The sequence below is a fragment of the Treponema pedis genome (assembly GCF_017161325.1).
GTDB lineage: Bacteria > Spirochaetota > Spirochaetia > Treponematales > Treponemataceae > Treponema_B > Treponema_B pedis.
On the sequence record NZ_CP045670.1, the window covers coordinates 460,673 to 486,302 of the forward strand.

At 38.8% G+C, this 25,630-nt stretch carries 22 protein-coding genes, 2 tRNA genes and 1 pseudogene; 22 read left to right on the forward strand and 3 right to left on the reverse strand.

Annotation, left to right across the window (positions count from 1 at the left end; genetic code table 11):
* Positions 1-386 precede the first annotated feature (386 nt).
* From DYQ05_RS02035 to DYQ05_RS02045, 3 genes are all read left to right on the forward strand, one after another.
* A complete protein-coding gene (locus DYQ05_RS02035) occupies positions 387-761 on the forward strand; it encodes a DUF2089 domain-containing protein (protein WP_206183740.1) in 375 nt (124 codons plus the stop codon).
* Positions 762-909: 148 nt separating this feature from the next.
* Positions 910-1,323 (forward strand): SHOCT-like domain-containing protein, encoded by a 414-nt coding sequence (locus tag DYQ05_RS02040; protein ID WP_206183741.1) that lies wholly within the window; start codon positions 910-912, stop codon positions 1,321-1,323.
* A 72-nt stretch (positions 1,324-1,395) separates the two neighbouring features.
* Entirely contained in the window at positions 1,396-1,995 is a 600-nt protein-coding gene (locus DYQ05_RS02045; protein ID WP_206183742.1) for a histidine phosphatase family protein, read from the forward strand.
* 11 nt (positions 1,996-2,006) lie between these two features.
* Here DYQ05_RS02045 and DYQ05_RS02050 read toward each other — a convergent pair whose 3' ends face one another.
* On the reverse strand, positions 2,007-2,240 hold the full coding sequence (locus DYQ05_RS02050; RefSeq protein ID WP_020964235.1) for a hypothetical protein: 234 nt from the start codon (positions 2,238-2,240) through the stop codon (positions 2,007-2,009).
* 89 nt (positions 2,241-2,329) lie between these two features.
* Here DYQ05_RS02050 and DYQ05_RS02055 point away from each other — a divergent pair, with 89 nt between their 5' ends.
* The 14 genes from DYQ05_RS02055 to DYQ05_RS02120 all read left to right on the forward strand — a co-directional run bounded on the left by DYQ05_RS02055 (position 2,330) and on the right by DYQ05_RS02120 (position 16,981).
* Positions 2,330-2,818 carry a PTS sugar transporter subunit IIA gene (locus DYQ05_RS02055; protein ID WP_020964236.1) on the forward strand — a complete coding sequence of 163 codons (489 nt, stop codon included), beginning with the start codon at positions 2,330-2,332 and terminating at the stop codon, positions 2,816-2,818.
* An 87-nt stretch (positions 2,819-2,905) separates the two neighbouring features.
* On the forward strand, positions 2,906-4,444 hold the full coding sequence (locus DYQ05_RS02060) for a DUF5312 family protein (RefSeq protein ID WP_206183743.1): 1,539 nt from the start codon (positions 2,906-2,908) through the stop codon (positions 4,442-4,444).
* Positions 4,445-4,530: 86 nt separating this feature from the next.
* A tRNA-Thr gene (locus tag DYQ05_RS02065) sits at positions 4,531-4,603 on the forward strand.
* A gap of 43 nt (positions 4,604-4,646) precedes the next feature.
* Positions 4,647-4,817: a 50S ribosomal protein L33 gene (rpmG, locus tag DYQ05_RS02070; RefSeq protein ID WP_024465400.1), complete on the forward strand. Its 171-nt coding sequence runs from the start codon at positions 4,647-4,649 to the stop codon at positions 4,815-4,817.
* A gap of 51 nt (positions 4,818-4,868) precedes the next feature.
* Positions 4,869-4,941, forward strand: a tRNA-Trp gene (locus tag DYQ05_RS02075).
* A 24-nt stretch (positions 4,942-4,965) separates the two neighbouring features.
* On the forward strand, positions 4,966-5,145 hold the full coding sequence (gene secE, locus DYQ05_RS02080; protein ID WP_020964238.1) for a preprotein translocase subunit SecE: 180 nt from the start codon (positions 4,966-4,968) through the stop codon (positions 5,143-5,145).
* Positions 5,146-5,148: 3 nt separating this feature from the next.
* Complete coding sequence (gene nusG, locus DYQ05_RS02085; protein ID WP_206183744.1) at positions 5,149-5,706, forward strand: transcription termination/antitermination protein NusG; 558 nt, start codon at positions 5,149-5,151, stop codon at positions 5,704-5,706.
* Between the two features lie 109 nt (positions 5,707-5,815).
* On the forward strand, positions 5,816-6,247 hold the full coding sequence (gene rplK, locus DYQ05_RS02090) for a 50S ribosomal protein L11 (RefSeq protein ID WP_024465399.1): 432 nt from the start codon (positions 5,816-5,818) through the stop codon (positions 6,245-6,247).
* Between the two features lies 1 nt (position 6,248).
* Positions 6,249-6,929 carry a 50S ribosomal protein L1 gene (gene rplA, locus DYQ05_RS02095; RefSeq protein ID WP_024465398.1) on the forward strand — a complete coding sequence of 227 codons (681 nt, stop codon included), beginning with the start codon at positions 6,249-6,251 and terminating at the stop codon, positions 6,927-6,929.
* Positions 6,930-6,931: 2 nt separating this feature from the next.
* On the forward strand, positions 6,932-7,456 hold the full coding sequence (gene rplJ / locus DYQ05_RS02100; protein WP_206183745.1) for a 50S ribosomal protein L10: 525 nt from the start codon (positions 6,932-6,934) through the stop codon (positions 7,454-7,456).
* 94 nt (positions 7,457-7,550) lie between these two features.
* Positions 7,551-7,937: a 50S ribosomal protein L7/L12 gene (gene rplL, locus DYQ05_RS02105; protein ID WP_020964243.1), complete on the forward strand. Its 387-nt coding sequence runs from the start codon at positions 7,551-7,553 to the stop codon at positions 7,935-7,937.
* Between the two features lie 180 nt (positions 7,938-8,117).
* Positions 8,118-11,630, forward strand: a complete 3,513-nt coding sequence (gene rpoB, locus DYQ05_RS02110) for a DNA-directed RNA polymerase subunit beta (RefSeq protein ID WP_024465397.1) — start codon at positions 8,118-8,120, stop codon at positions 11,628-11,630.
* A gap of 24 nt (positions 11,631-11,654) precedes the next feature.
* Positions 11,655-15,917 carry a DNA-directed RNA polymerase subunit beta' gene (rpoC, locus tag DYQ05_RS02115; RefSeq protein WP_206183746.1) on the forward strand — a complete coding sequence of 1,421 codons (4,263 nt, stop codon included), beginning with the start codon at positions 11,655-11,657 and terminating at the stop codon, positions 15,915-15,917.
* A 482-nt stretch (positions 15,918-16,399) separates the two neighbouring features.
* Positions 16,400-16,981 (forward strand): MptD family putative ECF transporter S component, encoded by a 582-nt coding sequence (locus DYQ05_RS02120; RefSeq protein ID WP_020964247.1) that lies wholly within the window; start codon positions 16,400-16,402, stop codon positions 16,979-16,981.
* Positions 16,982-17,385: 404 nt separating this feature from the next.
* Here the strand turns inward: DYQ05_RS02120 and uvrC are convergent.
* Positions 17,386-19,292, reverse strand: a pseudogene (gene uvrC / locus DYQ05_RS02125) (excinuclease ABC subunit UvrC).
* 234 nt (positions 19,293-19,526) lie between these two features.
* Between uvrC and DYQ05_RS02130 the strand changes: the two are divergent.
* Positions 19,527-19,973, forward strand: a complete 447-nt coding sequence (locus tag DYQ05_RS02130) for a DUF8479 domain-containing protein (protein WP_020964250.1) — start codon at positions 19,527-19,529, stop codon at positions 19,971-19,973.
* Between the two features lie 69 nt (positions 19,974-20,042).
* On the opposite strand, the gene DYQ05_RS02135 is transcribed toward DYQ05_RS02130, so the two are convergent.
* Complete coding sequence (locus tag DYQ05_RS02135) at positions 20,043-21,224, reverse strand: MFS transporter (RefSeq protein WP_024465390.1); 1,182 nt, start codon at positions 21,222-21,224, stop codon at positions 20,043-20,045.
* 178 nt (positions 21,225-21,402) lie between these two features.
* Between DYQ05_RS02135 and DYQ05_RS02140 the strand changes: the two genes are divergently transcribed.
* The 4 genes from DYQ05_RS02140 (at position 21,403) to DYQ05_RS02155 (ending at position 25,598) form a co-directional block, all read left to right on the forward strand.
* Positions 21,403-22,632, forward strand: coding sequence for an aminopeptidase (locus DYQ05_RS02140; protein WP_206183747.1), 1,230 nt, complete (start codon positions 21,403-21,405; stop codon positions 22,630-22,632).
* A 140-nt stretch (positions 22,633-22,772) separates the two neighbouring features.
* Positions 22,773-23,975: a SufS family cysteine desulfurase gene (locus DYQ05_RS02145; protein WP_024465388.1), complete on the forward strand. Its 1,203-nt coding sequence runs from the start codon at positions 22,773-22,775 to the stop codon at positions 23,973-23,975.
* Between the two features lie 15 nt (positions 23,976-23,990).
* Complete coding sequence (sufU, locus tag DYQ05_RS02150; RefSeq protein WP_024465387.1) at positions 23,991-24,413, forward strand: Fe-S cluster assembly sulfur transfer protein SufU; 423 nt, start codon at positions 23,991-23,993, stop codon at positions 24,411-24,413.
* A 123-nt stretch (positions 24,414-24,536) separates the two neighbouring features.
* Positions 24,537-25,598 carry a hypothetical protein gene (locus tag DYQ05_RS02155; RefSeq protein WP_206183748.1) on the forward strand — a complete coding sequence of 354 codons (1,062 nt, stop codon included), beginning with the start codon at positions 24,537-24,539 and terminating at the stop codon, positions 25,596-25,598.
* Positions 25,599-25,630 lie beyond the last annotated feature (32 nt).

The following is a 25,630-nucleotide window of genomic DNA, read 5'->3' on the forward strand; positions in this document are numbered from 1 at the left end:
CCGATTTTTAAAATTTTTTATCAAATGGGTGAAACTCTTTAAAACCTTTTTATCCCTGCTTATAAAAGCGGGGATTTTTATTTTCGGATTAAAACCGATAGCGGTGGTTATTCTTCGGCATACAATAAGACCTCATTTCTTAATACGGAATTTTAATTAAACCCGAGCCTTTCTTTAAAATTAGTTTTTCCGTATCCGTCGATATAATTAAAAATGCAGTATAAAATTAAAATATTTAATATTGTATCAGTAAATTTTATATTTTTTTAAATATTTTTAATAAAAATATTCAAGTTTTTAATTAAATATACTTGACAAAACAGTCGTCCTTTATTATTATATATTTGGATATCGAATAATTGATGTATGGAGGTTGTTAAGAAGTTATGGCGGAAGTTATGGGCAAGTGTCCCGTATGCGGAGGGGAATTTACGGTTTCAAAACTGCATTGTAAATCGTGTAATTCAAGCCTTGTCGGAGAATTTGAACTGTGCGAGTTTTGTAAGCTGACAAAAGAACAAAAATATTTTGTAAAAATGTTTTTAAAAAACCGCGGAAATATCCGCGATATGGAAAAGGAACTCGGCATTTCTTATCCTACCGTGCGGAACAAAATTGAAGAAATAAATTGCGCTCTCGGAATATCCGATTCAAACGGAACGGAATTTGATATAGGCAGTATTTTAAAGAAAATAAAATCCGGAGAGATGAAGGTTGAGAAGGCTCTTTCCGTTTTGCGCGGAGAGGATAGCGAAGAATAAATGTTAGGGTAAGCAGGTATGATAAACACTCAGGAAGGCATCTCTTTCCGCCTGTTATCTTTACTTTCTTACCGTGCGGAATATAGTAGATTGTAAGCTGTATGTTTGAAAGCATATAATTTAAAAAATAATTTAACGGGAGAAAATTATGGAAAATGAAAAACTTGAAATTTTAAATATGGTTAAAGACGGAATTATAACGCCTGAAGAAGCTTTAAAACTTTTGGAGGCAATCCGGGAGGATAACGTAAAATTCGTTTTTGCGGATAAAGAAGAAAAACAAAAGGCTGCTTCTTTTTCGGTAAAAATAGATTCAAATGTAAAAAATAATTTATCCGATAAAAATAGCGATTTTGAAGATAAATTGAGCGGCAATAAAACAAATAAAGATAAAACGGCGAATATTAAAATTATGAAAGATGGTGTCTTAACGACAAATATTGATGTAGGGGAAACTTCATTTTCGCTTAGCGGAAAAGAAGAGAAAAATACGCAAAACGTAATTTTAGGAGAAATAATTTTTCCCGATAAAGACGGTAATTTTAAAAAGGTGAAATTTTAAGCTTATACCCCGAGTTTTAAGCGGTTTTATATGACCGTTGACATATAAAAATTTATATGTTATAAAAACTTTATGAAAACCGTTTATTTGCTCAGGCATAGTTATACTATCGAAAATACCGGTATTTTACAACCTTATGCCTCACGTAGCTCGGTAAATATGCAGCTTGAAAATGAAAAATTGGTTTTAAGCTCTGAAGGAGAAGAGGCTGCAAAAAAACTCAGTATGAGCAACACCTTCGGAAAACTTGATGCGGTTTACTCAAGCCATTATATACGTGCCGTTTCTACGGCAAAATATTTTGCGGAAAAATTTAACCTTAAAATAAATATCGATGAGCGGTTCGGCGAGCGTAAACTTGGAACCGATGAATTATCCGGTTTATGGGAAAAGCAGTTTTTTAATCCCTTTGTTAAAAATGCTGAAGGTGAATCCCGTTACGAAGTTACGGCAAGATTTAATTGTGCAATAAATGATTTATTAAAAACGAAAGAAAAAAACATTCTGGTAGTAAGTCATGGAGTTGCCATTACTTTTTTTATTATGCAATTTTGTAAGCTCATATCCGTATGTAAGAGCGATAAAAGCAGGCATTTAAGTTTCCGAAATAAAGAGTTAATTAACGCTCCGTTTAAAAACCTTCAAGCTTTTAAACTGATATATCGGTTATAATTTAAATTTGATTATTCGTTTTCTTCTTCCGAAGCGGCGCCGTCATCTGAAGTTTTTTGTTCAGGCTGTTCTTTCGGCGGGGACGGCTTTTTTAAGCGTCTTATACGGATTGTTTTCTGTCTTTTATTATAATTTGCCACATAAAAAAACAGCTGTAAAAATAAGGTAACGGCTATAGCAATTCCTATGACGTAAGGAGAAATTAAAATTCTTTTTAGTACGTAGAAAAAGTCTGCGGCACTCATATATTGATTTATCGGTAAAAAATGAAAGAAATTTGAATAAAATGCAAAAAAAACTTGACTTTTAACTGAAAGAGGGTTAAAATGAGGTTATGGAATTTAAAGATGCATTAAAACCCGATTCTGTGGATTTAAAGGACGTAATTACAACCGAAACGGTAAATCTGCACTTAAAGGGAACAACAAAAGAATCTATTATTGATGAGTTACTTGATACGCTTGTAAAAGCCGGTAAGGTAAAAGATAAGGCTGCAACAAAGGCCTGTGTTTTGGATAGGGAACGTAAGATGTCTACGGGAATGAAGCACGGCATTGCCATTCCGCATGGAAAGACCGATTCCGTATCCGATTTGGTTGCGTGTATAGGTATTGCGGATACGCCTGTAGATTTCGATTCTCTTGACCAGGAGCCTGCGCGTATTTTTATCATGACGCTTTCGCCTCTCGATAAAACGGGTCCGCATTTACAATTTCTTGCGCAAATAAGCCTTTTATTTAAAAGTGCCGAAAAGCGTGAACAGCTGTTGCGGGCTTCTACGCCTCAAGCCGTTATTAAGCTTTTGGTCGAAAACGAAGAATAAAATATCATAGCGGTTAAGCCGGTTTGCAGTTATCCGCAGCTTAATGACCGATTGACAAATTTCTCATTTTAGACCATATTTATATTTATGGCAAAGAAAGAAATAAGTTTTTTTCAAAAGATATTGAATTTATTTGCTCCTTCGGACAGTCCCGAAAATATTAAAAAGCGGAAGTTAAAGGCTATTGCTAAAAATATAAGTAAGACAAAGTACGGTAAATGGTATAAGCCCAACTCGCAGGAGGTTTTACCTTATGCGGCTCAATTTTTTCATTCCGTTTACAAAGTAGTGGGACAAGCCCGCCCTCTGCTTGCAGGAGCGGTTTCTTCAAAGGTTTTGAAGAATATTGCGGTTGAAAATTCTCTTTCGGCTAAACAGAAGAAATTATTGGAAGGTTTTTCCGAAGAAGCTATTTCAAAACGTGCCGCACAGGGCGGCAGTGCCGCGTCGCTGGCGGAAGCGGTTAAGCAGGAACTGAATCTTTTTGTAGGAGAATTCGATTCTTCTCAAGCTCAAAAAACCGATATGATTTATGAGAGTCTGGATTCTTTTATCCATTTTGTTTTATTCGATTATTACTTTTTATTAAAAAAATTCGATTCCGGCATGGTTGAGAATAATCTTAACTATGAGCCCCGTTTTCAGCCTATACGCGGAGAGTATATTGCCGAGGATTTAAAAGATTTTGCGGCCGTTTTATATCAGCTCAGCTTCGATACCGATTGGGCTGCCGTTTTTAATATAATTAAGGCTTATAAAAATATTCAGCCTGTGCATGAAGGGCAATGGAAAAAACTTTTAAATATGCTCAACGATTTACGCCGTTCCAAAATTTTGGAATATCTTATTCAGCATATAACGGAGGATATTATATATTCCATTGAAGTAACTCCGTTTACGGAAAAGGTTACCGATGTTTATATTTCAAATTTAAAAACTTCAACTCAAACAACAATAAACAAGATTTTACATGACCAAAAATCATCCAAGGCGGCGGTTTTGATAAGTCGTATCTTCGGCGATAGAATTTCTTCAGGAATGAAAAATTATACGCTTGATTCTCATGCCGTATTTGTAAAAAAAGGTCTTGCAGGTTTTGTTCATGCGGAAGAAATGAGTTATTTAAAGTCGTTTTTAATTGAATATGTAAAAACGGACATACGTGCTTTGTGTGATTTGTTTTTAGTGCGTGGAAATTGGGGCGGTTTTGCCGGAACTACAGCGGAATATTCCGAAAGTTTTCATGCCATAATGCAGCTTTCGGTAAAAGTTGTCGAATTTGATGAAAAACTTTCCGAGGCTTCCGATATGGGGGTTAAATTTAGAACCCTGCTTTCGAGAATGGAGAGGGAAAAGGAAGCCGGCAGACAGGCTGCGAAACTTTTGGGAGAAGTAAATGAAACCGCTTTAAAACTTATTCATTTATCTTTAAAGCATATTATCGTAATAGGCAACAATTTTAAAACCATTATTGCCGATTACGATAAACCGAGGAGGGAGTTGATTCAAAATTGGAAAGAAATAGAACAGCATTCCGACAGGTCCGTGCGTGAATGGCTTGTTGAAGCATATAAAAAGATTTACGATTTTATTATGCTTATGCAGCTTTTTATTAAAAAAGACTGACTTTTACTTCAAAAACATTTAATCAATCTCTTGACAAAAAAACGTCTATTTGATAGAATGGCAAAACCCGTTTTTGCGGGGTTTTTGCTCCTGTAGCTCAGTCGGCAGAGCACAACCATGGTAAGGTTGGGGTCAGCAGTTCAATTCTGCTCGGGAGCTTTTCCGGAATAGGAAGTTATGTTTTTTACGGAGGGTAAAGGTAATGGCTAAGAAAACGGCTGTAGAGCTTATAGCGCTTCAATGCAGTGAATGTAAGCGAAGGAATTATACAACATCTAAAAACAGAAAAAATATTCAGGGTAAGCTTGAGTTGATGAAGTATTGTCCGTTTGATCATAAGCATACGATGCACAAGGAAACAAAAATTAAATAATGTTTTTAAGTTCGCTGTCCTCTGGAATAGCTTCGGCGGACTTAATTTCATAGGTCAGTAGCTCTAATGGTAGAGCGTCGGTCTCCAAAACCGAATGTTGAGGGTTCGAGTCCTTCCTGGCCTGTAATTTTACAAAACGAGGTTTATTATGGGTAAAGTCGGAACTTTTTGGAAAGAATGTATCGGAGAGCTTAGAAAGGTTGTTTGGCCTTCGAGAGAAGAGGTTTGGTCTTCAGTGAAGGTGGTGTTGGTCTCCACTTTTATTGTGGCTCTTTTTTTGGGCGGACTTGATGCTTTTTTTGTGGCATGCGTAGGCTGGATATTCTAAACAATGGCTAGAGCTTGGTATATTCTGCATACTTATTCCGGGTATGAGAACAAAATAGAAAGAGCAATACGTACTCTAATTGAACGCGGTTTGATTTCCGGCGAAGTCGTTACCGATATAAAGGTTCCTGAAGAGCTTGTTATCGAAAATAAGGGCGGAAAAAAGAAAAATGTTAAGAGAAAGTTTTTGCCCGGTTATATACTTGTTGAAATGAATTTGCCCGATACCGGGTGGAAGCCCGTTTGTTCGGAAATACGTAAAATTCAGGGTGTAAGCGGTTTTTTGGGAACTGCCGGTAATGAAAAGCCTCAGCCTATTTCGGTAGATGAGGCAAAGGGTATTTTGCAGAAAACTGGAGAAATTAAGGGAGATAAAGCTCCCCGTCTTATTCAAAACTTTACAGAAGGTCAGCATGTTAAAATCATTGAAGGTGCTTTCGCCTCGTTTACGGGCACTATTGATGAGGTTATGGCTGACAGAAATAAGCTTAGAGTTATGGTTGCTATTTTCGGCAGAACCACTCCGGTGGAAGTTGAAATGACGCAAGCTGAAATTATTTAATTTTGCAGGAGTTTTTTTTAACCGGTTGAGGTTTTGAAAAATTCCTTTTTGCAGTCTAAATTACGGGAGGATGCCGAAAGGTTTCCGTTTGTACCGGAAGGAGAAATAAATGGCTAAAAAAAAGGTTGTGACACAGATTAAAGTTATGTGTCCGGCAGGAAAGGCAACTCCTGCTCCGCCTATAGGTCCGGCTCTCGGCCCGCACGGTGTAAGTGCGCCGCAGTTTGTACAGCAGTTTAATGACCGTACAAAATCTATGGAGCCCGGTTTGATTATACCCGTTGTAATTACGGTTTATGCGGATAAAAGTTTTTCTTTTGAGCTTAAAACTCCGCCCGCATCGGTTTTAATCAAAAAAGCTTGTAAAATTGAAAAAGGTTCTGCTACATCGGTTACCAATAAAGTTGCAAAACTTTCTAAAGCCGCATTGGAAGAAATCGCAAAAACAAAAATGCCCGATATCAATGCAAACGATATTGAAGCTGCAAAGAAAATTATTGCAGGTACCGCAAGAAGTATGGGTGTAGAGGTGGAACGTTAGTATGAAACACGGAAAAAATTATAAAAATGCTGTTGCAAAGTATGATTCCGCCAAGCACTACGATTTATCCAAGGCGGTGGAGCTTGTAAAAGAATTAAAATATGCTAAATTTGATGAAACCGTTGAAGCGCACATCAGTTTAAAGCTCGGAAAAGGGCAGACCGTGCGGGATACGCTGGTTTTGCCTCATCAATTCCGCGGAGAAAAAAAAGTATTGGTTTTTTGTACTGATGACAGGGTAAAAGAAGCTCTTGAAGCCGGAGCGGCTTATGCGGGTTCTTCGGAATATATCGAAAAGGTTAAGGGCGGCTGGCTTGATTTTGATATCGCCGTTGCAACTCCCGATATGATGAAAGATGTAGGCCGGTTAGGTATGGTTTTGGGAAGACGCGGGCTTATGCCCAATCCTAAAACGGGTACGGTTACCACCGATATTTCGGCTGCAATTAACGAGCTTAAAAAAGGTAGGGTGGAATTCCGCGCGGATAAGGGCGGGGTTGTGCATTTGCCCGTCGGGAAAGTGTCTATGCCGACTGAAAAAATCGCGGAAAACGTTCAGGCTCTTTTAAATGAAGCTATGAGAAAAAAGCCGAGCGATGCTAAAAACGATTATATAAAATCGGTATCGATTAGTTCTACAATGGGGCCCGGTGTATGGGTCGATTATAAAATAGGAGAGTAAAAATGGCGTTAAAAACAAAAAATCCCAATCGCCAAAAGGTTGAAGCGATTGAAAGCATTAAAAACGATGTAAAAGCCGCCTCTTCTTTTATTTTTACCGAATATAGAGGTCTTAAAGTTTCGCAAATTACGGAACTTCGCAAAAAATTGCGTGAAAATGATTGTACTTTTAAAGTTATTCGAAATAACTTTGCACGTATCGCTTTTGAAGATGCAAATATTAAAGATGTCGATGCTTGGCTTACAGGGCCTACGGCTTTGGCTATGGTCGGAGAAGATGCGAATGTTGCGGCAAAGACCTTGTTTGAATATGCAAAAGAAGCTCCGGCTCTTGTAATTAAAGGTGCCGTTGTTGACGGTGAAATTTACGATTCAAAGAAAATCGAAGCCTTTTCCAAATTGCCCGGTAAAAAAGACCTTATTGCAATGTTTATGTCTACAGTTAACGCAACAACTGCCAAGTTTGTACGAACCTTGCAGGCTGTTGTCGATAAGGGAGAGGCGCCTGCAGCTTCCGCCGCAGAGTAAAACGGTAAAACGGCAGTCAGGCTTCAAGTGCTGACACCTGTCTGCTTTAACGCTTAAATGCGTAAATATAGAAAATTTTTAAGGAGAAGATAATATGGCAGCATTAACAAACGAACAAATTATTGAAGCAATCGGCGAAAAAACGATTCTCGAACTTTCCGAGCTTATTAAAGCAATGGAAGAAAAATTCGGCGTAACGGCGGCAGCTCCTGTTGCGGTAGTTGCAGGCGGAGCGGCGGCGGGAGCAGCTGAAGAAGAAAAAACCGAATTTACGGTAACTTTAAAAGCTCTTGCAGATGCAAGCAAAAAAATTGCCGTTATTAAGGAAGTTCGAAACGTTATTCCGGGACTCGGCTTAAAAGAAGCAAAAGAGCTTGTTGAAGGCGCGCCCAAGGTACTTAAAGAAGACGTTTCTAAAGAAGAAGCGGCTAAAATTAAGGAAGCTATTACTGCAGCCGGCGGTGAAGTAGAAATTGCTTAATAAGCATTATATCGGCTTAGTGCCGTCCGCCCCGTGTTTTATACGCAGGGACGGCTTGTCCTTTCAAACAATTAAAAATATGAATGGACTTGAAACTTAAAAAAATAAATTTTCTCAAAGACTTCCCGTATGGAATTTCGGGAAGTCTTTTTGCGATTAAATACGGATTGGGGGTATGGAATGTTTGCAAGAGGTCAAAAGATAGATCGCAGATATTATGGAAAAGATGTTCCTAACTTTATGGAGCTTCCGAATCTCATAGATATTCAGATTCAGTCTTATAAAAAGTTTTTAAACGAAAATAAGGAGAAAAAAAGCGGCGAAGACGGAGAGCTTGAAGGTTTGGAATCGGTGTTTCAAACGACTTTTCCGATTGAAAGCATAAATGAAGATATGTCGCTTGAATATCTTTCTTATTCTTTGGATTATGACAGTATTAAGTTTTCCGAAATAGAATGCAAACAAAAGGGCTTAACCTATTCCGTTCCTCTAAAAGCCGAAATAGACCTGTTTTTTAAAGAAACAAAGGAAATCCGCCGCAAAAGTATTTATATGGGCGATATTCCGCTGATGACCGACCGCGGAACCTTTATTATAAACGGAGCGGAACGTGTTGTAGTTTCGCAAATTCACCGTTCCCCAGGTGTTATTTTTTCGCATGAAAAGGGTGTTTATTCCAGCCGCATTATTCCGTATCGAGGTACATGGCTCGAATTTGAAATCGACCAAAAGAAAGAGCTTATTTATGCCAAACTTGACAGTAAAAAGCGTATTTTGGGAACGATTTTTTTAAGGGCTTTGGGATATGAAACCCGCGAGCAAATTATCGATTTATTTTATAAAACGAAAACGGCTAAAATTTCTTCCGACAGAACCGAATATGAAGAGCTTATAGGACAGGTTTTGGCACGAGACGTTTTTATTAAGGGTGAAGACGGAGAAATGCGTAAAATGCATCAGGCAGGAGAGAAAATTCACCCGCACAATATCGATGATTTAATTCAAAATAACGTAAAAAAAATTACGATAATAGATTTTAAGGCTAAAAATTCTCTTAATTCTCAAATTATCATCAATTGTTTTGAGCGTGAAGAGATTAAATATACTCCCGACCCGGCACTTCATGATGAGCCTACTATGGAAGATGCTTTAAATGCGGTGTACAGTGTTTTGCGTCCTGGAGACCCGATTACTTATGAAAACGCCAAAGAAGATTTGCATAATACCTTTTTTACTACCCGAAGATACGATATAGGAAAGGTCGGTCGTTATAAACTTAATAAAAAATTGGATTATTCTGAAGAAGTTCAGGGAACAACTCTGATAGAAGAAGATATTTTTAAGACGATGAAGCTTTTGATTAAGGTTTATATCGGCGAAGAAATGATAGATGATATCGACCACTTGGGAAATAGGCGAATCCGTTCCGTCGGCGAAATTATGACCGATGTTTTAAAAAAGTCTTTTTCAAGAATGGAGCGTATTGCCCGCGACCGTATGAGCTCAAAAGAAATGGATACGATTAAGCCGCAAGACTTAATTTCCATTAAACCTATTGTGGCCGCCATAAAGGAATTTTTCGGGGCAAGTCAATTATCTCAATTTATGGACCAGGTAAATCCTCTTGCGGAGCTTACTCATAAGCGCCGTCTTAATGCCTTAGGTCCCGGAGGTCTTTCACGGGATAGGGCAGGTTTTGAAGTCCGGGAAGTTCACTATACGCACTATGGAAGAATGTGCCCGATAGAAACGCCTGAAGGACCGAACATCGGACTTATCGTTTCAATGGCAAATTATGCCCGCGTAAACGAATACGGTTTTTTGGAAGCCCCCTATGTTAAGGTTGTAAACGGAGTTGCAACGAGGGAAATCGAATATCTTTCCGCAATGGACGAAGACAAATATTTTATCGGACAGGTTTCCACCGCCGTAAGCAAGGACGGTAAAATTCACACCGACCAGGTTTCGTGCCGAAGATTGGGCGATTATACTTCAAGAAGTCCGAAAGATATTCAGTATATGGACGTTTCGCCTAAGCAGATTATTTCGGTTTCAACTTCACTTATTCCGTTTTTGGAGCATGATGACGCAAACCGCGCCCTTATGGGTTCTAACATGCAGCGTCAGGCTGTTCCCCTTGTTTTCCCGGAGCCGCCGCGTGTAGGTACGGGTATGGAAAAAAAGTGCGCTTACGATTCAGGCGTTCTTATTAAGGCAAAGAGAGCGGGTAAGGTGGAATATGTTTCTTCCGAAAGTATTGTAATTATACCCGAAAATGCAAAAAATAAAGACGATAAAGATGAATATCAGCTTTTAAAATATCAAAGGACAAATCAGGAAACTTGTTATCATCAGCGTCCTATTGTAACTGTAGGAATGACGGTAAAAGAGGGCGAGCCGATTGCGGACGGGCCTGCAACTTATAACGGAGAGCTGGCACTGGGAAGGAATATTCTTGTAGGCTTTGTTCCTTGGAACGGTTATAACTACGAAGACGCTATTTTAATTTCGCGCCGGGTTTTAAAAGAAGATATGTTTACTTCAATTCATATAAAAGAGCTTTCTACCGAAGTGCGGGAAACAAAACTCGGTTCGGAAAAAATGACCTGCGATATTCCGAATAAGTCGGAAAAAAGTTTGGACGATTTGGACAGCGAAGGTATTATCCGCATAGGCTCCAAGGTTAAAGCTGGCGATATTCTTGTAGGAAAGGTTACGCCCAAGAGCGAAAGCGATACTACGCCCGAGTTTAAACTTCTTAATTCCATTTTCGGTGAAAAGGCAAAAGAGGTAAGAGATACTTCTTTACGTGTTCCGCACGGAACGGAGGGAACGGTTATAGATGTTCAGCGTTTAAAGAGGTCTCAAGGGGACGATTTAAATCCCGGAGTTGAAGAAGTTGTAAAGGTCTTAATCGCTACAAAGCGTAAACTCCGCGAAGGCGATAAAATGGCAGGACGTCACGGAAATAAGGGCTTGGTTGCCAGAATTCTTCCGGAAGAAGATATGCCTTATATGGAAGACGGCACTCCCTTGGATATTTGTTTAAATCCTCTGGGTGTTCCTTCGCGAATGAATGTGGGACAAATCCTTGAATCGGAGCTGGGACTTGCAGGTTTAAAGCTCAATGAATGGTATGAATCTCCCGTTTTTGAATCTCCGAGTATGGAGCAAATAGAAGCGAAATTAAAGGAAGCGGGATACCCGACTAATTCCAAGGTAAAACTTAGGGACGGACTTACCGGCAGGCTTTTTGAAAACGAGGTTTTTGTAGGCGTTATTTACTTCTTAAAACTGGCGCACCTTGTAGATGATAAAATGCATGCACGCTCGACGGGCCCTTATTCTTTGGTTACGCAACAGCCCTTGGGCGGAAAGGCTCAATTCGGCGGTCAGCGTTTGGGAGAAATGGAAGTTTGGGCTCTTGAGGCTTACGGAGCGGCAAATACCTTGCAGGAACTTATTACGATAAAGTCCGATGATATGCACGGGCGTTCAAAAATATATGAATCAATTGTAAAAGGGGAACCTTCAAGTTCCGCAGGAATCCCTGAATCCTTTAACGTTTTGGTTCAGGAATTAAGAGGTTTGGCTCTCGACTTTACAATTTATGATGCTAAGGGACAGCAAATTCCCTTAACCGAAAGAGATGAAGAGCTGATTAAGCGGGAAAAGACCAGTACGGACTTTTAAGCAAAACAATATAAAGGGGTAATTATGAGAGATATACAGGATTTCGACAGTTTAATGATAAAACTTGCTTCACCCGATACCATCAGAGCGTGGTCGTACGGTGAGGTTAAAAAGCCTGAAACCATTAACTATAGAACTCTCCGGCCGGAGAGGGACGGTTTGTTTTGCGAAAGGATTTTCGGTACTACAAAAGAATGGGAATGTTTTTGCGGAAAATTTAAATCCATACGCTATAAGGGCGTTATTTGCGACAGGTGCGGTGTAGAAGTTACTCACTTTAAGGTAAGACGCGAAAGAATGGGGCATATTGAGCTTGCGGCTCCCGTTTCGCATATTTGGTATTACCGTTCCGTGCCCAGCAGAATGGGGCTTTTGCTTAATTTACAAGTTGCAGCCCTTCGCTCGGTTTTATATTACGAAAAATACATCGTTATAGATGCAAACGATACCGACCTTGAGCCTATGCAGCTTTTAACCGAAGATGAGTATAGGGACGCAAGGGAACGTTACGGCGGTTCTTTTACGGCCGGAATGGGAGCGGACGCTGTAAAGACCTTATTACAAAATATTAACCTTGATGAGCTTGCCGCCGAACTGCGTGCCAAAATGATAGAAAAAGGGGCGAAAAGCGACCAAAGACTTTTGCGCAGGATAGAAATAGTAGAAAATTTCCGTGCTTCGGGAAACCGCCCCGAATGGATGATTTTGGACGTAATTCCCGTTATTCCTCCCGATTTAAGACCCATGGTTCAATTGGACGGAGGACGGTTCGCCACTTCGGATTTAAATGATTTATATCGCCGCGTTATTCATAGAAACAGCCGCTTAAGCAAACTTATGGAGCTTAAAGCACCCGATATTATTATAAGAAACGAAAAACGTATGCTTCAGGAAGCGGTTGATGCCTTATTCGATAATTCCAAACGTAAAAAGGCGATAAAAGGAGCTTCAAACAGACCTTTAAAATCAATTTCCGATTTATTAAAGGGAAAACAGGGGCGGTTCCGTCAAAACCTGCTGGGTAAACGGGTAGACTATTCGGGACGCTCCGTAATTGTTGTAGGCCCCGAGCTTAAACTTTGGCAATGCGGCTTACCTACAAAAATGGCTTTGGAACTGTTTAAGCCTTTTATAATGAAAAAACTTGTTCAAAAAGAAGTTGTTACCAATATCAAAAAAGCAAAACTCCTTGTCGAACAGGAAGCGCCTGAAGTATTTGCGGTTTTGGACGAGGTTGTAAGCGAACACCCCGTAATGCTTAACCGTGCGCCGACCCTTCACAGATTGGGAATCCAAGCCTTTGAGCCGGTTTTAGTTGAAGGAAAGGCTATCAGGCTTCACCCGCTTGTATGTAAGGCCTTTAACGCCGACTTTGACGGAGACCAAATGGCAATTCACGTGCCGCTTACTCAAGCAGCGCAAATGGAATGTTGGAATCTTATGCTTTCGGCAAGAAACCTGCTTGACCCCGCAAACGGAAAAACTATTGTTTTCCCCACGCAGGATATGGTTTTGGGGCTTTATTATCTTACAAAAGAAAGAGCCTTGCCCGAAGGTAAACAACCTCGCCGTTATTCTTCCGCGGAAGAAGTTTTAATGGCTGCGGAATGCCGTTCCGTAGGCTGGCAGGAGCAAATTATAATAGATTACGAAACTTCTCCGGGTAAAATCGAAAAAGTCATAACAACCCCCGGAAGAATTCTCTTTAATGAAGAAATGCCTGAAGGCGTTCCCTTTACGAACGATGCGCTGAACGATAAAAAAATAAAAAAACTTATCGAAGACGTATTTAGGGATAAGGGCTCATATCTTGCCGTTCAGCTTTTGGATAAATTAAAGGCTGTAGGATATAAGTATGCCACTTATTTCGGCGCAACTCTCAGTATGGAAGATATGATTATTCCGCCTGAAAAAGCCGATATGCTTGATAGGGCTAATAAAGAAGTTTTGGAAATTTATAACCAATACAAGGGCGGCCACATTACGCAGGAAGAGCGCTACAACCGCGTTGTTGACGTTTGGCAAAAAGCCAACTCCAACCTTAAAGACATTCTTATGAAGCGTCTGCAGGAAGACAAGGGCGGGTTTAATACGATTCACATGATGGCTACCTCCGGTGCCCGCGGTAATAAAGACCAGATAAACCAGCTTGCAGGTATGCGAGGTCTTATGTCAAAGCCCACGGGAGACATTATAGAACTTCCTATCCGCTCTAACTTTAAAGAAGGCCTAAACGTTATGGAATTCTTTATTTCTACGAACGGAGCAAGAAAGGGTTTAACCGATACGGCTCTTAAAACCGCAGATGCGGGTTATTTAACAAGACGTCTTGTAGATATTGCGCAAAACGTAGTTGTAAATGAAGAAGATTGCGGCACGATTAACGGAATTGAATACACTGCGATTAAACGCGGAGACGAAATCGTAGAATCGTTAAGCGATAGAATTACCGGAAAATATACCCTTGAACGTGTAGTTCACCCGATTACCGGAGAGCTTTTGATAGATGTAAACGAATACATTACAGATGAAACCGCTAAAAAAATCGAAGAAGCGGGAATAGAAAGCGTAAAATTAAGAACGGTTTTAACTTGCGAATCGAAACACGGCGTATGCGTAAAATGTTACGGTCGGGATTTGGCCCGTAATAAAATTGTCCGCATAGGCGAAGCCGTAGGAATTATTGCAGCTCAATCAATCGGTCAGCCGGGTACTCAGCTTACAATGCGTACCTTCCACGAGGGAGGAACGGCTTCTAAAAACGTAGAAGAAAACCGCGTAGTATTTAACGATTATTCAATTATAGTACGTGAAATTACGGGTTCTTACGTTACGCTTAAAAACAAACACTTATTGTTTACACGTAAAGGCGAATTGAAATTTAACCGCATATTGCATGAATATAAACTTAAAAAAGATGAAACGGCCTTGGTAAAAACGGGAATGCGTGTAATAAAGGGTAATCCCGTTTATACGCTTAAAAACGGAAAAGAAGTGCTTTCGGAAGATATAGCTATTGCGGAAGTAAGGGATAATATGATTTACCTTATCGGAAACGAACAAGCTATAGAAATCCGTAACGGTTCCGAAGTAATTGTAAAACCGGAAGAAATTATTCCTGCGGGAGAAACAATAGCAACCTTTGACCCCTTTGCCGACCCGATTTTGTCCGAATATGACGGCTTTGTCCGATTTGAAGATATAATTATCGGAACTACTTTAACGGAAGAAACCGATGTTACCGAAAGGCGCATAAGCGATTCACACTTTGATAAAATGCAGCCCAGAATCTTTATTTCCGACGAATCCGGTAACCCGATAGGAGAAGACTCATACTTTTTGCCGGGCGGAGCTCAGCTTTTAGTAAACGAGGGGCAGGAAATAAAAGCCGGTACGGTCTTGGCTAAAATAGCAAAAGAATCGGTAAAAACAAAGGATATTACGGGAGGTCTTCCGAGAGTTTCTGAGCTTCTTGAAGCCCGCCGTCCCAAATCGCCTGCGGTTCTTGCTGCAATTAACGGAGTAGTTACGATTAAAAAAGGCTTACTTAAGGGTAAGCGTACAATAATGGTACGCGACGATTACGGCCGCGATTTTAAACATCTCGTTCCGATAGGAAAGCTAATGCTTGTACGCGACGGCGATACCGTTAAAGCGGGCGAGCCGCTTTGCGACGGAGGATATGACCCGCACGATATTTTGAATATCTTAGGTGAAAATGCGCTTCAAAATTACTTAATGAAAGAAATTAAAGAAGTTTATGATGCGCAAGGCGTTACGATTAACGACAAGCATGTAGGTATAATCGTAAGGCAAATGTTAAGAAAGGTTCAAATCGTTTCGGTAGGAGATACGAAATTTATCTTTAATCAACAAGTTGATAAATATCGCTTCCATGAAGAAAATAAGAGAGTTATGGAAGAAGGCGGACAGCCGGCTGTTGCCCGTCCTATGTTCCAAGGAATTACAAAGGCCGCTTTAAATATCGATTCGTTTATTTCCGCAGCCTCGTTCCAGGAAACTACAAAGGTCTTAACGAATGCCGCAATTGCAGGTTCTGCGGACGAGCTTAGAGGCTTAAAAGAAAACGTAATAATCGGTCACTTAATTCCCGCAGGAACCGGAATGAAGCAGTATCGCGATATAAAACTCTTTGATAAAAACAAAAGCGATTTGGATATTCAAATGAACGAAATTTTGGAGCGAAGAAGACTTGAAGCGGAAGCCGCTCAAGCCTTGGAAGAGCAGGAACTTATCGAAGAAGAAAGTTTTTTAGATGATATGTAAAAAAAAGGGGCTTTTAAAGCCCCCTTTTTTTACCTAAGACCGAAGGATAAAGCTCTTATTTAGGATAACGATAGACCGTCTACATACGGAACGATAGACCGTCTACATACGGAATTGGTAATTGGACATTGCCCGATAAAAAAAGACATCGGCAGTCTTACAATCGACGATTGCTAGATAAAAAAATTACCGATTTGCGACACAAAATTACCGCCCCTTACTTTTGGTACAATATAAACGGCAGGCGGAACCGAAGGTACCCGGGCGGGAATTCTTCGAGGCTTTCCCGACGGAATAATGTAAAAGGCTTTGGACACGGCATAAAACAATGCGGTTTTCGGTTGAGCGGATAATACAAGAGCGCAAATTTAAACAAAAGCGAAATATAGAAACTTTAGAAGCCTTTTAGATGTTGTATAAAAGAATCGGCAATCCGTTTATTACCGATTACCTGCTTGTAAATTATTTTTAGGAATTGTAATATGAATAATAACTTGGAACTAAAAGATGTTGTAAATACCGCTATTTTCGCTGTTGTTTATTTTGTCGGAGTATTTATAATCGGAATGCCGTTCGGGACTGCGGTAATAACCTTAGCGGCTGCTCCGTTCGTTGTAAGCTTATTTTTGGGTGTTGTAGTTTTATTCTTTATGGAAAAAGTGCAAAAACCCTTGTCTCTTTTTATCTTTGCGGTGATACCCGGTTCTTTATCGGCGCTTATGGGAGGTTCATGGCTGCTTATTGCCCATTCTTTTATCGTTGCCGGTTTTGCAGAACTGGTACGAAGCCTTATTGGGTATAAAACCGTTAAGGGCGGTATTGCGGGCTATGCGGTTATGTCGATGTGGCTTGCAGGTTCTTTTTGGCAAATATTTATTATGAAAGAACAGTATTATATTTTAACCGAAAAAAATATGGGTGCCGACTATGCGGCACAACTTGTAAATCTTCCGTTGTGGATTATGCCTGTTCTTTATGTTATTTCTTTTGCAGGGGGTATTTTAGGAGGGCTTTTAGGAGTAAAACTTTTAAAAAGATATTTTACAAAAGAAGGCTTCGTGTAACTTATAGGGCCTTTCTTATTTTATATTTTCAAAGCCTAATAATGTATTGTTAAAAACGGAAATTCAGGTTTATCTTTTTATTACGTGTAGGCATCATTTGTTTATAATTATAGAATTGTTTTAAATTAAGATTAATTTGAAGGCAAATTTTCTTATATATCGGTTTTTGTAAAATCACGATATAAATGATTTTTATTTGAAAAATGCAAAAACACGCTTTAAAGCCGATTAAAATGTTATAAAACCGTAAAAAACGGTAAAAAATCGTATTTTTTTCGATGTTTTTTATGAATTCGCTTGACATTTCTTATAAAATATAGTATATTCACTATACACACAGAAAAGATACACATACTACTTCAAAGAACCCTCGTTTTCCTCCTTTCGAGGGTTCTTCTTTTTTATCACCCTTTTAGTATTTCTTCCGCCTGCTTAACTGAAATTTTTGCCGCAACCGAAATTGCTTCAGGTGCAGCGCTCATCAGTTTTTCAAGCGAACCGAATTGTTTAAGCAAAAGCAAGGCTCTTTTTTTTCCTATGTGGGGGAGGTTTTCAAATTGAAGATGAAGCTCGGCGGAGTCTCGCAGTTTATTGTTTCTTGTATTTGAAAACCTATGGGCTTCATCGCGTATTCTTTGTAAAAGGCGTAACGCATCGCTTCTGCGGGGAAGTACCGTCGGAACGGAATTATGAGGAAAATAAACTTCTTCATTTTTTTCCGCAAGTCCGATAACGGGAATATCCAATTTTAAAGCATTTATAATTTTAAATGCGGCATTTACCTGTCCTATGCCTCCGTCTACCAAAATCAAATCTGGAAGTTCCGCTCCCTCGTTTAAAAGACGGGTATAGCGGCGGGCGACGGCTTCCCTCATTGAAGCGTAATCGTCTATTATTCCGTCCGTGGTTTTTAAGCGGAATATTCTGTAGTTCTTTTTGTCGGGATTGCCGTCTTTAAACGAAATTAAAGCCGCCGCAGGAAAGGTGCCGTGTAAATGCGCAATATCATATCCTTCAATGCGGTGCGGCAAGCACGGAAGGTTTAATCTCTTTTGTAAATCTTCAACTGCGGCAAAGTCTCCCTGTTCCCGCAATCGTCTGGCGGCATCTTCCCTTGCATTAAACTGAGCCATTTTCAAAGCCGCCCTATGGTGTTTTATACTTGATGAAGGTTCTTTTAAAGAGTTGTTATCCTTTGTGTAAGTTATACTCGGAGAAGCCGCTTCCGTTTGTTCTTTGTAGTTGCCGCTGTCCGTGTTTTTTTCTTTTGAAGAATGCTCTTCAATTTGAATAATCGTAATTTGCGTGTCGGCGCCGAGTTCCGTTTTAAGCCAAAACTCCGCAAGCTCATTCCCTGCACCCGTATACGGAATAAAGATATGAGGCGGTACTTGCTGTTTGTCCGTATAATAAGCGGAAAGGAATTCGGATAAAATTTCTTCTTCCTCTTTTAAACTATTGGCCCGATATAAGTCTCTTCCGACCAGTTTTCCGTTGCGCATACGTAAAACGGCAAAGGTTACCATAGCACCTTCAAAGGCCCATGCAATATAATCGCGGGATGCGGGGTCCATATCCTGAACAATGTTTTGTCCTCGTATTGAATATACGGCTTGAATTCCGTCACGGATTCTTGCGGCGGTTTCAAAGTCCTGCATCTTTGCCGCTTCCTTCATTTTTACGGTTAAATTGTTTACGGCCGTTTCAAGTTCTCCGTCCAGCAGACGGCAAATTTCCTCTATTTCTTTATTGTATTCTTCCGCTGAAATTTTTCCGCAGCACGGTGCATTACATCTTCCTATATGAAAATATAAACACGGGCTTTCGCGTTTTTTAATTTTTTGCATTGACGCAATTTGTAATTCCGTTTAATTAAATTTAAAAACATATCGACCGCTCCTACATTCGGAAAGGGGCCGAAGTATTTTGCTCCGTCGTTTTTGATATTTCTTGTACGGAATAAGCGCGGAAAATCTTCGTTTGTTAATTTTAAAACGGGATAGGTTTTTCCGTCTTTTAAATTTATATTATACTTGGGATTGTGTTTTTTAATTAAGGTGTTTTCAAGGAGAAGAGCTTCGTATTCGGTTTCGGTTTGAATATATTCCAAGCCCGCAGCCCTTGAAACCAAGATGCGCGTCTTAATATCCTTATTGGAAGTAAAATACGATGTCAGTCTGTTTTTTAAAGACTTGGCCTTTCCTACATAAATTACAACGCCTGCTTTATCTTTCCATAGATAAACGCCGCTTGTTTTCGGGGCTTTTAGAGCGGTTTGATGAAGTTGTTCGCGCATACTTAATTCGGGCATAGTCGTTTTTCCTGCAATTAACACATACCTTGTCTTTAATATTAAAACTTAGGTAAGCTGATTTATACCTTAAAGATTTTACCTTGTCCTTATTTTTTTTGCAATAGGCGGAAAAAGTTTTGATGTAAGTTTTATGCACATTTTCCGTATTTTTAGATAAGCCCTATCCGCTTATTGACACCTGTTTAATATTATGTTAAATTCTTTCGGTAAACGGTTTAAGAGGTATTGCTTATGCATCGTACAAAAAGAATTTTAAATTTACTCACTCTTTTATGCGCTTTTTTACTTTTTTCGTGTAAAACGGTTGATGAAAATAAAAAAGACTCCGCTTCGGTAAAGGCCGTTGATGTTTCCAAATATAAATCTTTAGCCGAATCTCTTACAAAAGAATGTCCTGTAATGCTTGATGAATTTACACGCCGCGACTTGGTAGTTTTTTCCGAAAAAGAAAATGCCATGTATTATTACTATACCGTAGTTGTTATGCAAAAAGAAGATTTTACGGAAGGTGAAATTATTGAAGCGGAAAAAATGATGAAAAAAATGTTTCCTATGCACCTTAAAATGAATCCGAATGTTCAACAGTTTAAAAATGATAATATCACGGTGGTTAACGTAGTTAAAGATAAAAACGGAGTTCAGGTTCTTAAAATAGTTACGACTTCAAATGAGTATTAAATACGTTTAAAAACGGAATAATTATATTTTTAAATATATTGCATTTAAATTTTATAATTTGTGTTTAAATTACCGACTGCGGCGGGTATTAAAAACGTTTTTAATTGATATTTTGCAGCCTGCAATAAAAAGAACCGGAACTAAAACTAAAAAGCACGGTACTACCGCTATAAATGAGGCGAAAAGACCGTATTTATCCCCGATTATTCCCATAATAAAACTTGCGGTACTGTAGCCGGGTACTCCGAAGCATGATAAAAAAATCATTAAGGCCGTAGTATCTACGGGTAAAACGGCGGCCGCATGGGATTGAATTGTGGGCCATAAACAGGCAAGAGATATTCCCATAAAAAATAAAAACAAGGCCAGTATAACAAGTGAATTTACAAGAATAAATGTAAGACTTATTAAAAACGCAATTAATGAAGAAATAATAACGGCTTTTTGAAGTGAAATTTTATGTAAAAACCTGCTGCCTGCAAATCTGCCCGAAACCATTCCCAAGGCAAAAATTGCGGTTACAATCCCTGCAAAAAACGGAGAACCTTTTAAATGCACTTGTACTAAGGTAGCCGCCCAAAATGAAAAAGCTCCTTCCGCTCCGCCTTCAAAAAATAATGCAAGAGCGAAAAACCAAAATGCAGGTAATGAAAATATTTTTTTAAACGCTTTAAAACTTCCGTCGGAGGGAGGCAGTTGTATTTTTGCCGAAGACGGATATAAAAAACCGATACAAAAAGCCGCAGCCGACATTCCCGCATATAAATACCTCCAATGTATTCCGGAGGAAAGAAGATAGCCGAACCCTATCAGCCCCGAAAACGAACCTAAGGGCCAAAATGCATGCATCTTGTTCATTTTTGCTCCCGTATCGTCTGGATATAAATCGGTTACAATAGGTGTTAAAAGAGCTTCCATGTTTGCAACTCCAAGTCCCATACAAAGAGCGCTTAAAAGAGCTGTAGTGAAATTTCCGCTTTGAGAAAAACAAATCAAGCCTAAGGTTAAAAGAAAAAGTGAAATACGCAATACTCTTATTTTGCCGAATTTACCGGCGAAGATAGGGCTTATTAAAAGGACAATTGTTTGCTCTATTGCACAAATCATTCCGAAAAGCCCGGCTTGCGTAAAAGAAAAATGTAAATCTTTTTTTATATTTACTAAACAAATTGAAATTGAAATAGATGACAGAGAATAAATGAGAAAACTTAAGGCAGCCGCATTAAATGTACGTTTTTGCAGATTTTTCATAAGCCGGACGATATTAAGAAATATAGAATACAGAGTTTTAAAACAAATGTCAACACGGTATAAACATTGAAGCTATAAACTCGGAGGCGGTTTATAAAGATATTTTTTAAAAACGTTTTTTCTTTACTTTTTTTAAATTTTGTGTTAGTTTATTATTATAAAATTTTCAGGAGGAAATATGGATTTTAAAAAAAATATTGAAAAGTATGCGGAGCTTATTTTAAAAGTAGGTTTAAATATTCAAAAGAATGACGGAATTTATATACTTGTAAACGAACACTCTATAGGTATGGTTCGTGAAATTACAGAACAGGCATATAAACTTGGAGCTAAAGACATTATTTACGATTTTTCCGATGATGATATGATTTTATCGCGTTATAATTATGGAAATGAAAGTATTTTTAATGAAATGCCTAAATTTAAAATAGATTATCTTGAAGCTGCATATAAAAATAACTATCACAGGCTTGCCCTTGTTGCGGACAATCCGGAGCTTTTAAAAGATGTGGATTCAAAAAAAGTTGCCGCATGGAATAAAACGCGGGCTCTTGCCTCAAAACCGATAATGAAATACACAATGGAAAACCGTGTAAAATGGACTGTTGCGGCTCATCCTACACCGGCTTGGGCAAAAACCGTTTTTCCGGATTTATCGGAAGATGAAGCTTTAAAAAAATTATGGGAAAAGGTTTTCGATGCAACCCGTGTAAGTATGCCTGAGCCCGTCAAAGCTTGGCAAGAACATGATGCGGCTTTAAAAAAACACCAAAATTTTTTAAATGAAATGCAGTTTGAAAAACTTTTATATAAAGGCCCCGGTACCGACTTGGAGGTTTATCTTGTAGAAGGTCATTTGTGGGTAGGCGGCTCGGGAAAATGCGAACGCGGGGAACCCTTTATGGCTAACATTCCTACGGAAGAAGTTTTTTCTATGCCGCATGCTTTTAAGGTAAACGGAACTGTTAAAGCTACAAAACCGTTAGCCGCCCGCGGAAAAATTATTGACGGGTTTTATTTTACTTTTAAAGACGGAAAAGTTACAGATTTTGATGCAAAAGAAGGAAAGGAAACCTTACAAGCTCTTTTGGATTCCGATGAGGGGGCAAGACGTTTGGGAGAAGTTGCCCTGGTAGCCGATAATTCTCCTATAAGTAATACCGGAATTTTATTTAAAAATACCCTGTTCGACGAAAACGCCTCATGTCACTTTGCTATAGGAAATGCTTACAGCGAAAATATAAAAAACGGAGCATTTTTAAGCGATGAAGAGGCGAAAAAATCGGGAATGAATAATTCGATTATTCACGTAGATTTTATGGTAGGCGGACCTGAACTTTCAGTTATCGGTGTAAAAAAAGACGGCTCTAAGATTGAGCTTTTAAAAAACGGAAATTGGGCTATATAAGACGGAAAGTTCAAGGGTAGGGCTGCTTCTTAGCCCGTTATATGGACAAAATATTCCGTTTTGTATAAAATATTTTAAACTGAAATTATCGGCTTGAAAATTCGGCCGTTTAATATATAAAATTTATAGGGAAATAACAAATGTATAAAAAAGATTTTCCGCTTATTTCGGAAAACCCGGGTATTCATTATTTGGATTCCGCTGCAACCGCACAGCGACCTAAAACCGTCATAGACGGAGTTACAAATTATTTTACTCATTCAAACGGCAATGCAGGGCGGGGCTCACATTCGCTTGCAATAGCTTCGTCAATTCTTATAGAAGAAACCCGTAAAAAAACGGCGGACTTTATAGGTGCAAAAAACATCGAAAGTATAATTTTTACAAAAAACTGTACCGAAGCGTTAAATATCATTTCGTATTGCTATGCGCTTCCTTTTTTAAAAAAAGACGATGAAATTTTAATTGCAATTTCAAATCATCATGCGAATTTGGTAACATGGCAATTTGCCGCAAAACAAACGGGAGCAAAGTTAAAATATATTTATTTGCAAAAAGACGGAAGTCTGAATATTGAAGATTTTAAACAAAAACTTTCGGATAAAACTAAAATAGTTGCCGTTTCTTCCGTTGTAAACGCAACGGGTGTTATAAATCCGGTAAGGGAGATTACGGCTCTTTCTCACGAAAAGGGTGCGGCAGTTGTTGTAGATGCCTCTCAAGCTGTAACTCATTTTAAACAAAACGTTACTGAAGCGGATTGCGATTTTTTAACCTTTTCCGGGCACAAACTGTTTTCGGCGTTCGGAGTGGGCGTTCTTTACGGAAAAAAAGAACTGCTTGAAAAAATGCCGCCTTTTTTATACGGCGGAGATATGATAAATTTTGTTACGGAACATGATGCGGAATTTAAAGATTTGCCTCATAAATATGAAGGCGGTACACTGGACAGTTCCGCAATAGTTTCTTTAAAATTTGCAATAGAATATGTTGAGGCTATAGGTTATGAAAAAATCGGAAAAATAATTTCGGATTTGGAATCTTATGCGCTTTCGGAATTGAAAAAATTGGACTTTGTGGAAACTTATAATACGGAAGCCGGAGAAAGAGCGGGTATAATTGCCTTTAATGTAAAAGATGTTCATTCGCACGATACGGCGTATATTTTAAACGAATATGGCGTTATGGTCAGAAGCGGACACCATTGTACCCAACCTTTAATGAACTATTTAGGCATAAGCTCTTGCTGCCGCGCAAGTTTTTCAATTTTTAATACAAAAGAAGATATTGATGTTATGGTAACCGCTCTTAAAAAAGTAAATGCGGTTTTTAATTCAAGATAAACGGGAAATGAATATATGGAAAATATCGATAATATTTATCAGGAAATGATTTTAGAATATTCGCGCAAAAAGGAAAATTGCAGGGACCTTACGGGAGATGTAAAAATCGAGCGCGGGCATAATCCTTCTTGCGGAGACGATTTAACTCTTTTGATAAAAGAGAAAGAGGGAATAATAGAAGATGCTTCCTTTTTGGGAAAGGGCTGCGCCATTTCAACGGCTTCCACCAATATGCTGATAGAGCTTATTAAGGGAAGACCGGTTGAAGAAGCTAAAAAGAAAGTGGACATATTTTTTAAAATGATGGGCGGTAAAGAAGTTTCGGAAGAAGAAAAAGAAGAACTGGGTGATGCTCAAATTTTGGAATATTTTGCGGAAATGCCTGCCCGTATTAAATGTGCTACTTTAAGCTGGCATTCCGCAAAGGTTCTTTTATAAAATTTTATAAACGTTCACCGTTTGTAAAGGTTGAAAAATATAAAATCATAACCGCTTGAAAACTAAGCGGAAAACTATATAATTATATAAACTGAATTTTACAATTGAAAATAGGAGTTATTTATGAATAAAACGGTTTTAAAAAAAGTGCTTTTTATGATTTTTGCGGTATCCGTAATTTTTTCTTCATGTACAAAAAAAGACGAAGTAACGGATGTTGCGGAAAAGGGTATTGATGAAGTTGCAACCGGTGAGGATATGCAGAACACTGAAACGGAAAGCAATTCTATGATGAGTTCAAGTAATGATTACGGCAAAAAGGGCGTAATCTATGTACATAATGCTCCTCTTTATGAAGAAAATTCCGACGGTAAAATGAAATGGGCAGCCAATGCTTCTTTAGGTGATATTGCCGCTTATCTCGGAGAAAAAAAAGAAGCTCAGCGTACCGACGGACAAAAACGTATATTTTTTCATATTGAATTGAACGGAAAGGAATATTGGATTCAGGACTATTGCTATGAGCCGGGAACGGTACCCGCCTTCGTTGCCGCACAGGATACCGTTTTATATAAATCCGAGTCCTTAACCGCCGCTACCGATGAAATTATTCCGCAGTTTTTTATTGTAGGCGTTTATGAGAATAGTATCGGTACTCCTGAAATGACCGGCGGCAATACGAAATTCGTTAAAATTGCCGCTTATTGTCCGGAATTGGTAACGGCTTGGATTGTAAAAGATAAGTTTGTAAAAACCGAAAACCTTGAGTTCGGTACGGGTGCCGTGGCTGCAATGACGTTAGCTCAGGTTGCTTCGGAATCCCGTAACGATACAATCCGTGCGGAGCTTTTTCAAAATGCGCTTGATTTACCTTCCGAATATCATGATGTTATTGTAGTCTTACAGGAGCTTACGGAAGTAATTATTAAAGAAGAAGAATTTTTAAAAACGGTTAAAGCCGAAAAAATAGAGCAAAAAGTTACCGTTCTTGATGAGAGTCAGCTTTTAAGTATTCCTAATAATCTTAATGCAAGAATTTTAACTCAAATAAAAAGCGGTACCGTTGCAGCGGCTTATAAAAAAGCCGTCTTAAAAGACGATGACGGAAATGAGGTTGAATGGTTTTACATTCAAAATAAACAAAAAAAGGGATGGATTACTTCCGCCTCTTTAAAAACCGAATAAACGGTTTTAAGGCTCGTAAAACCGAATTTTGT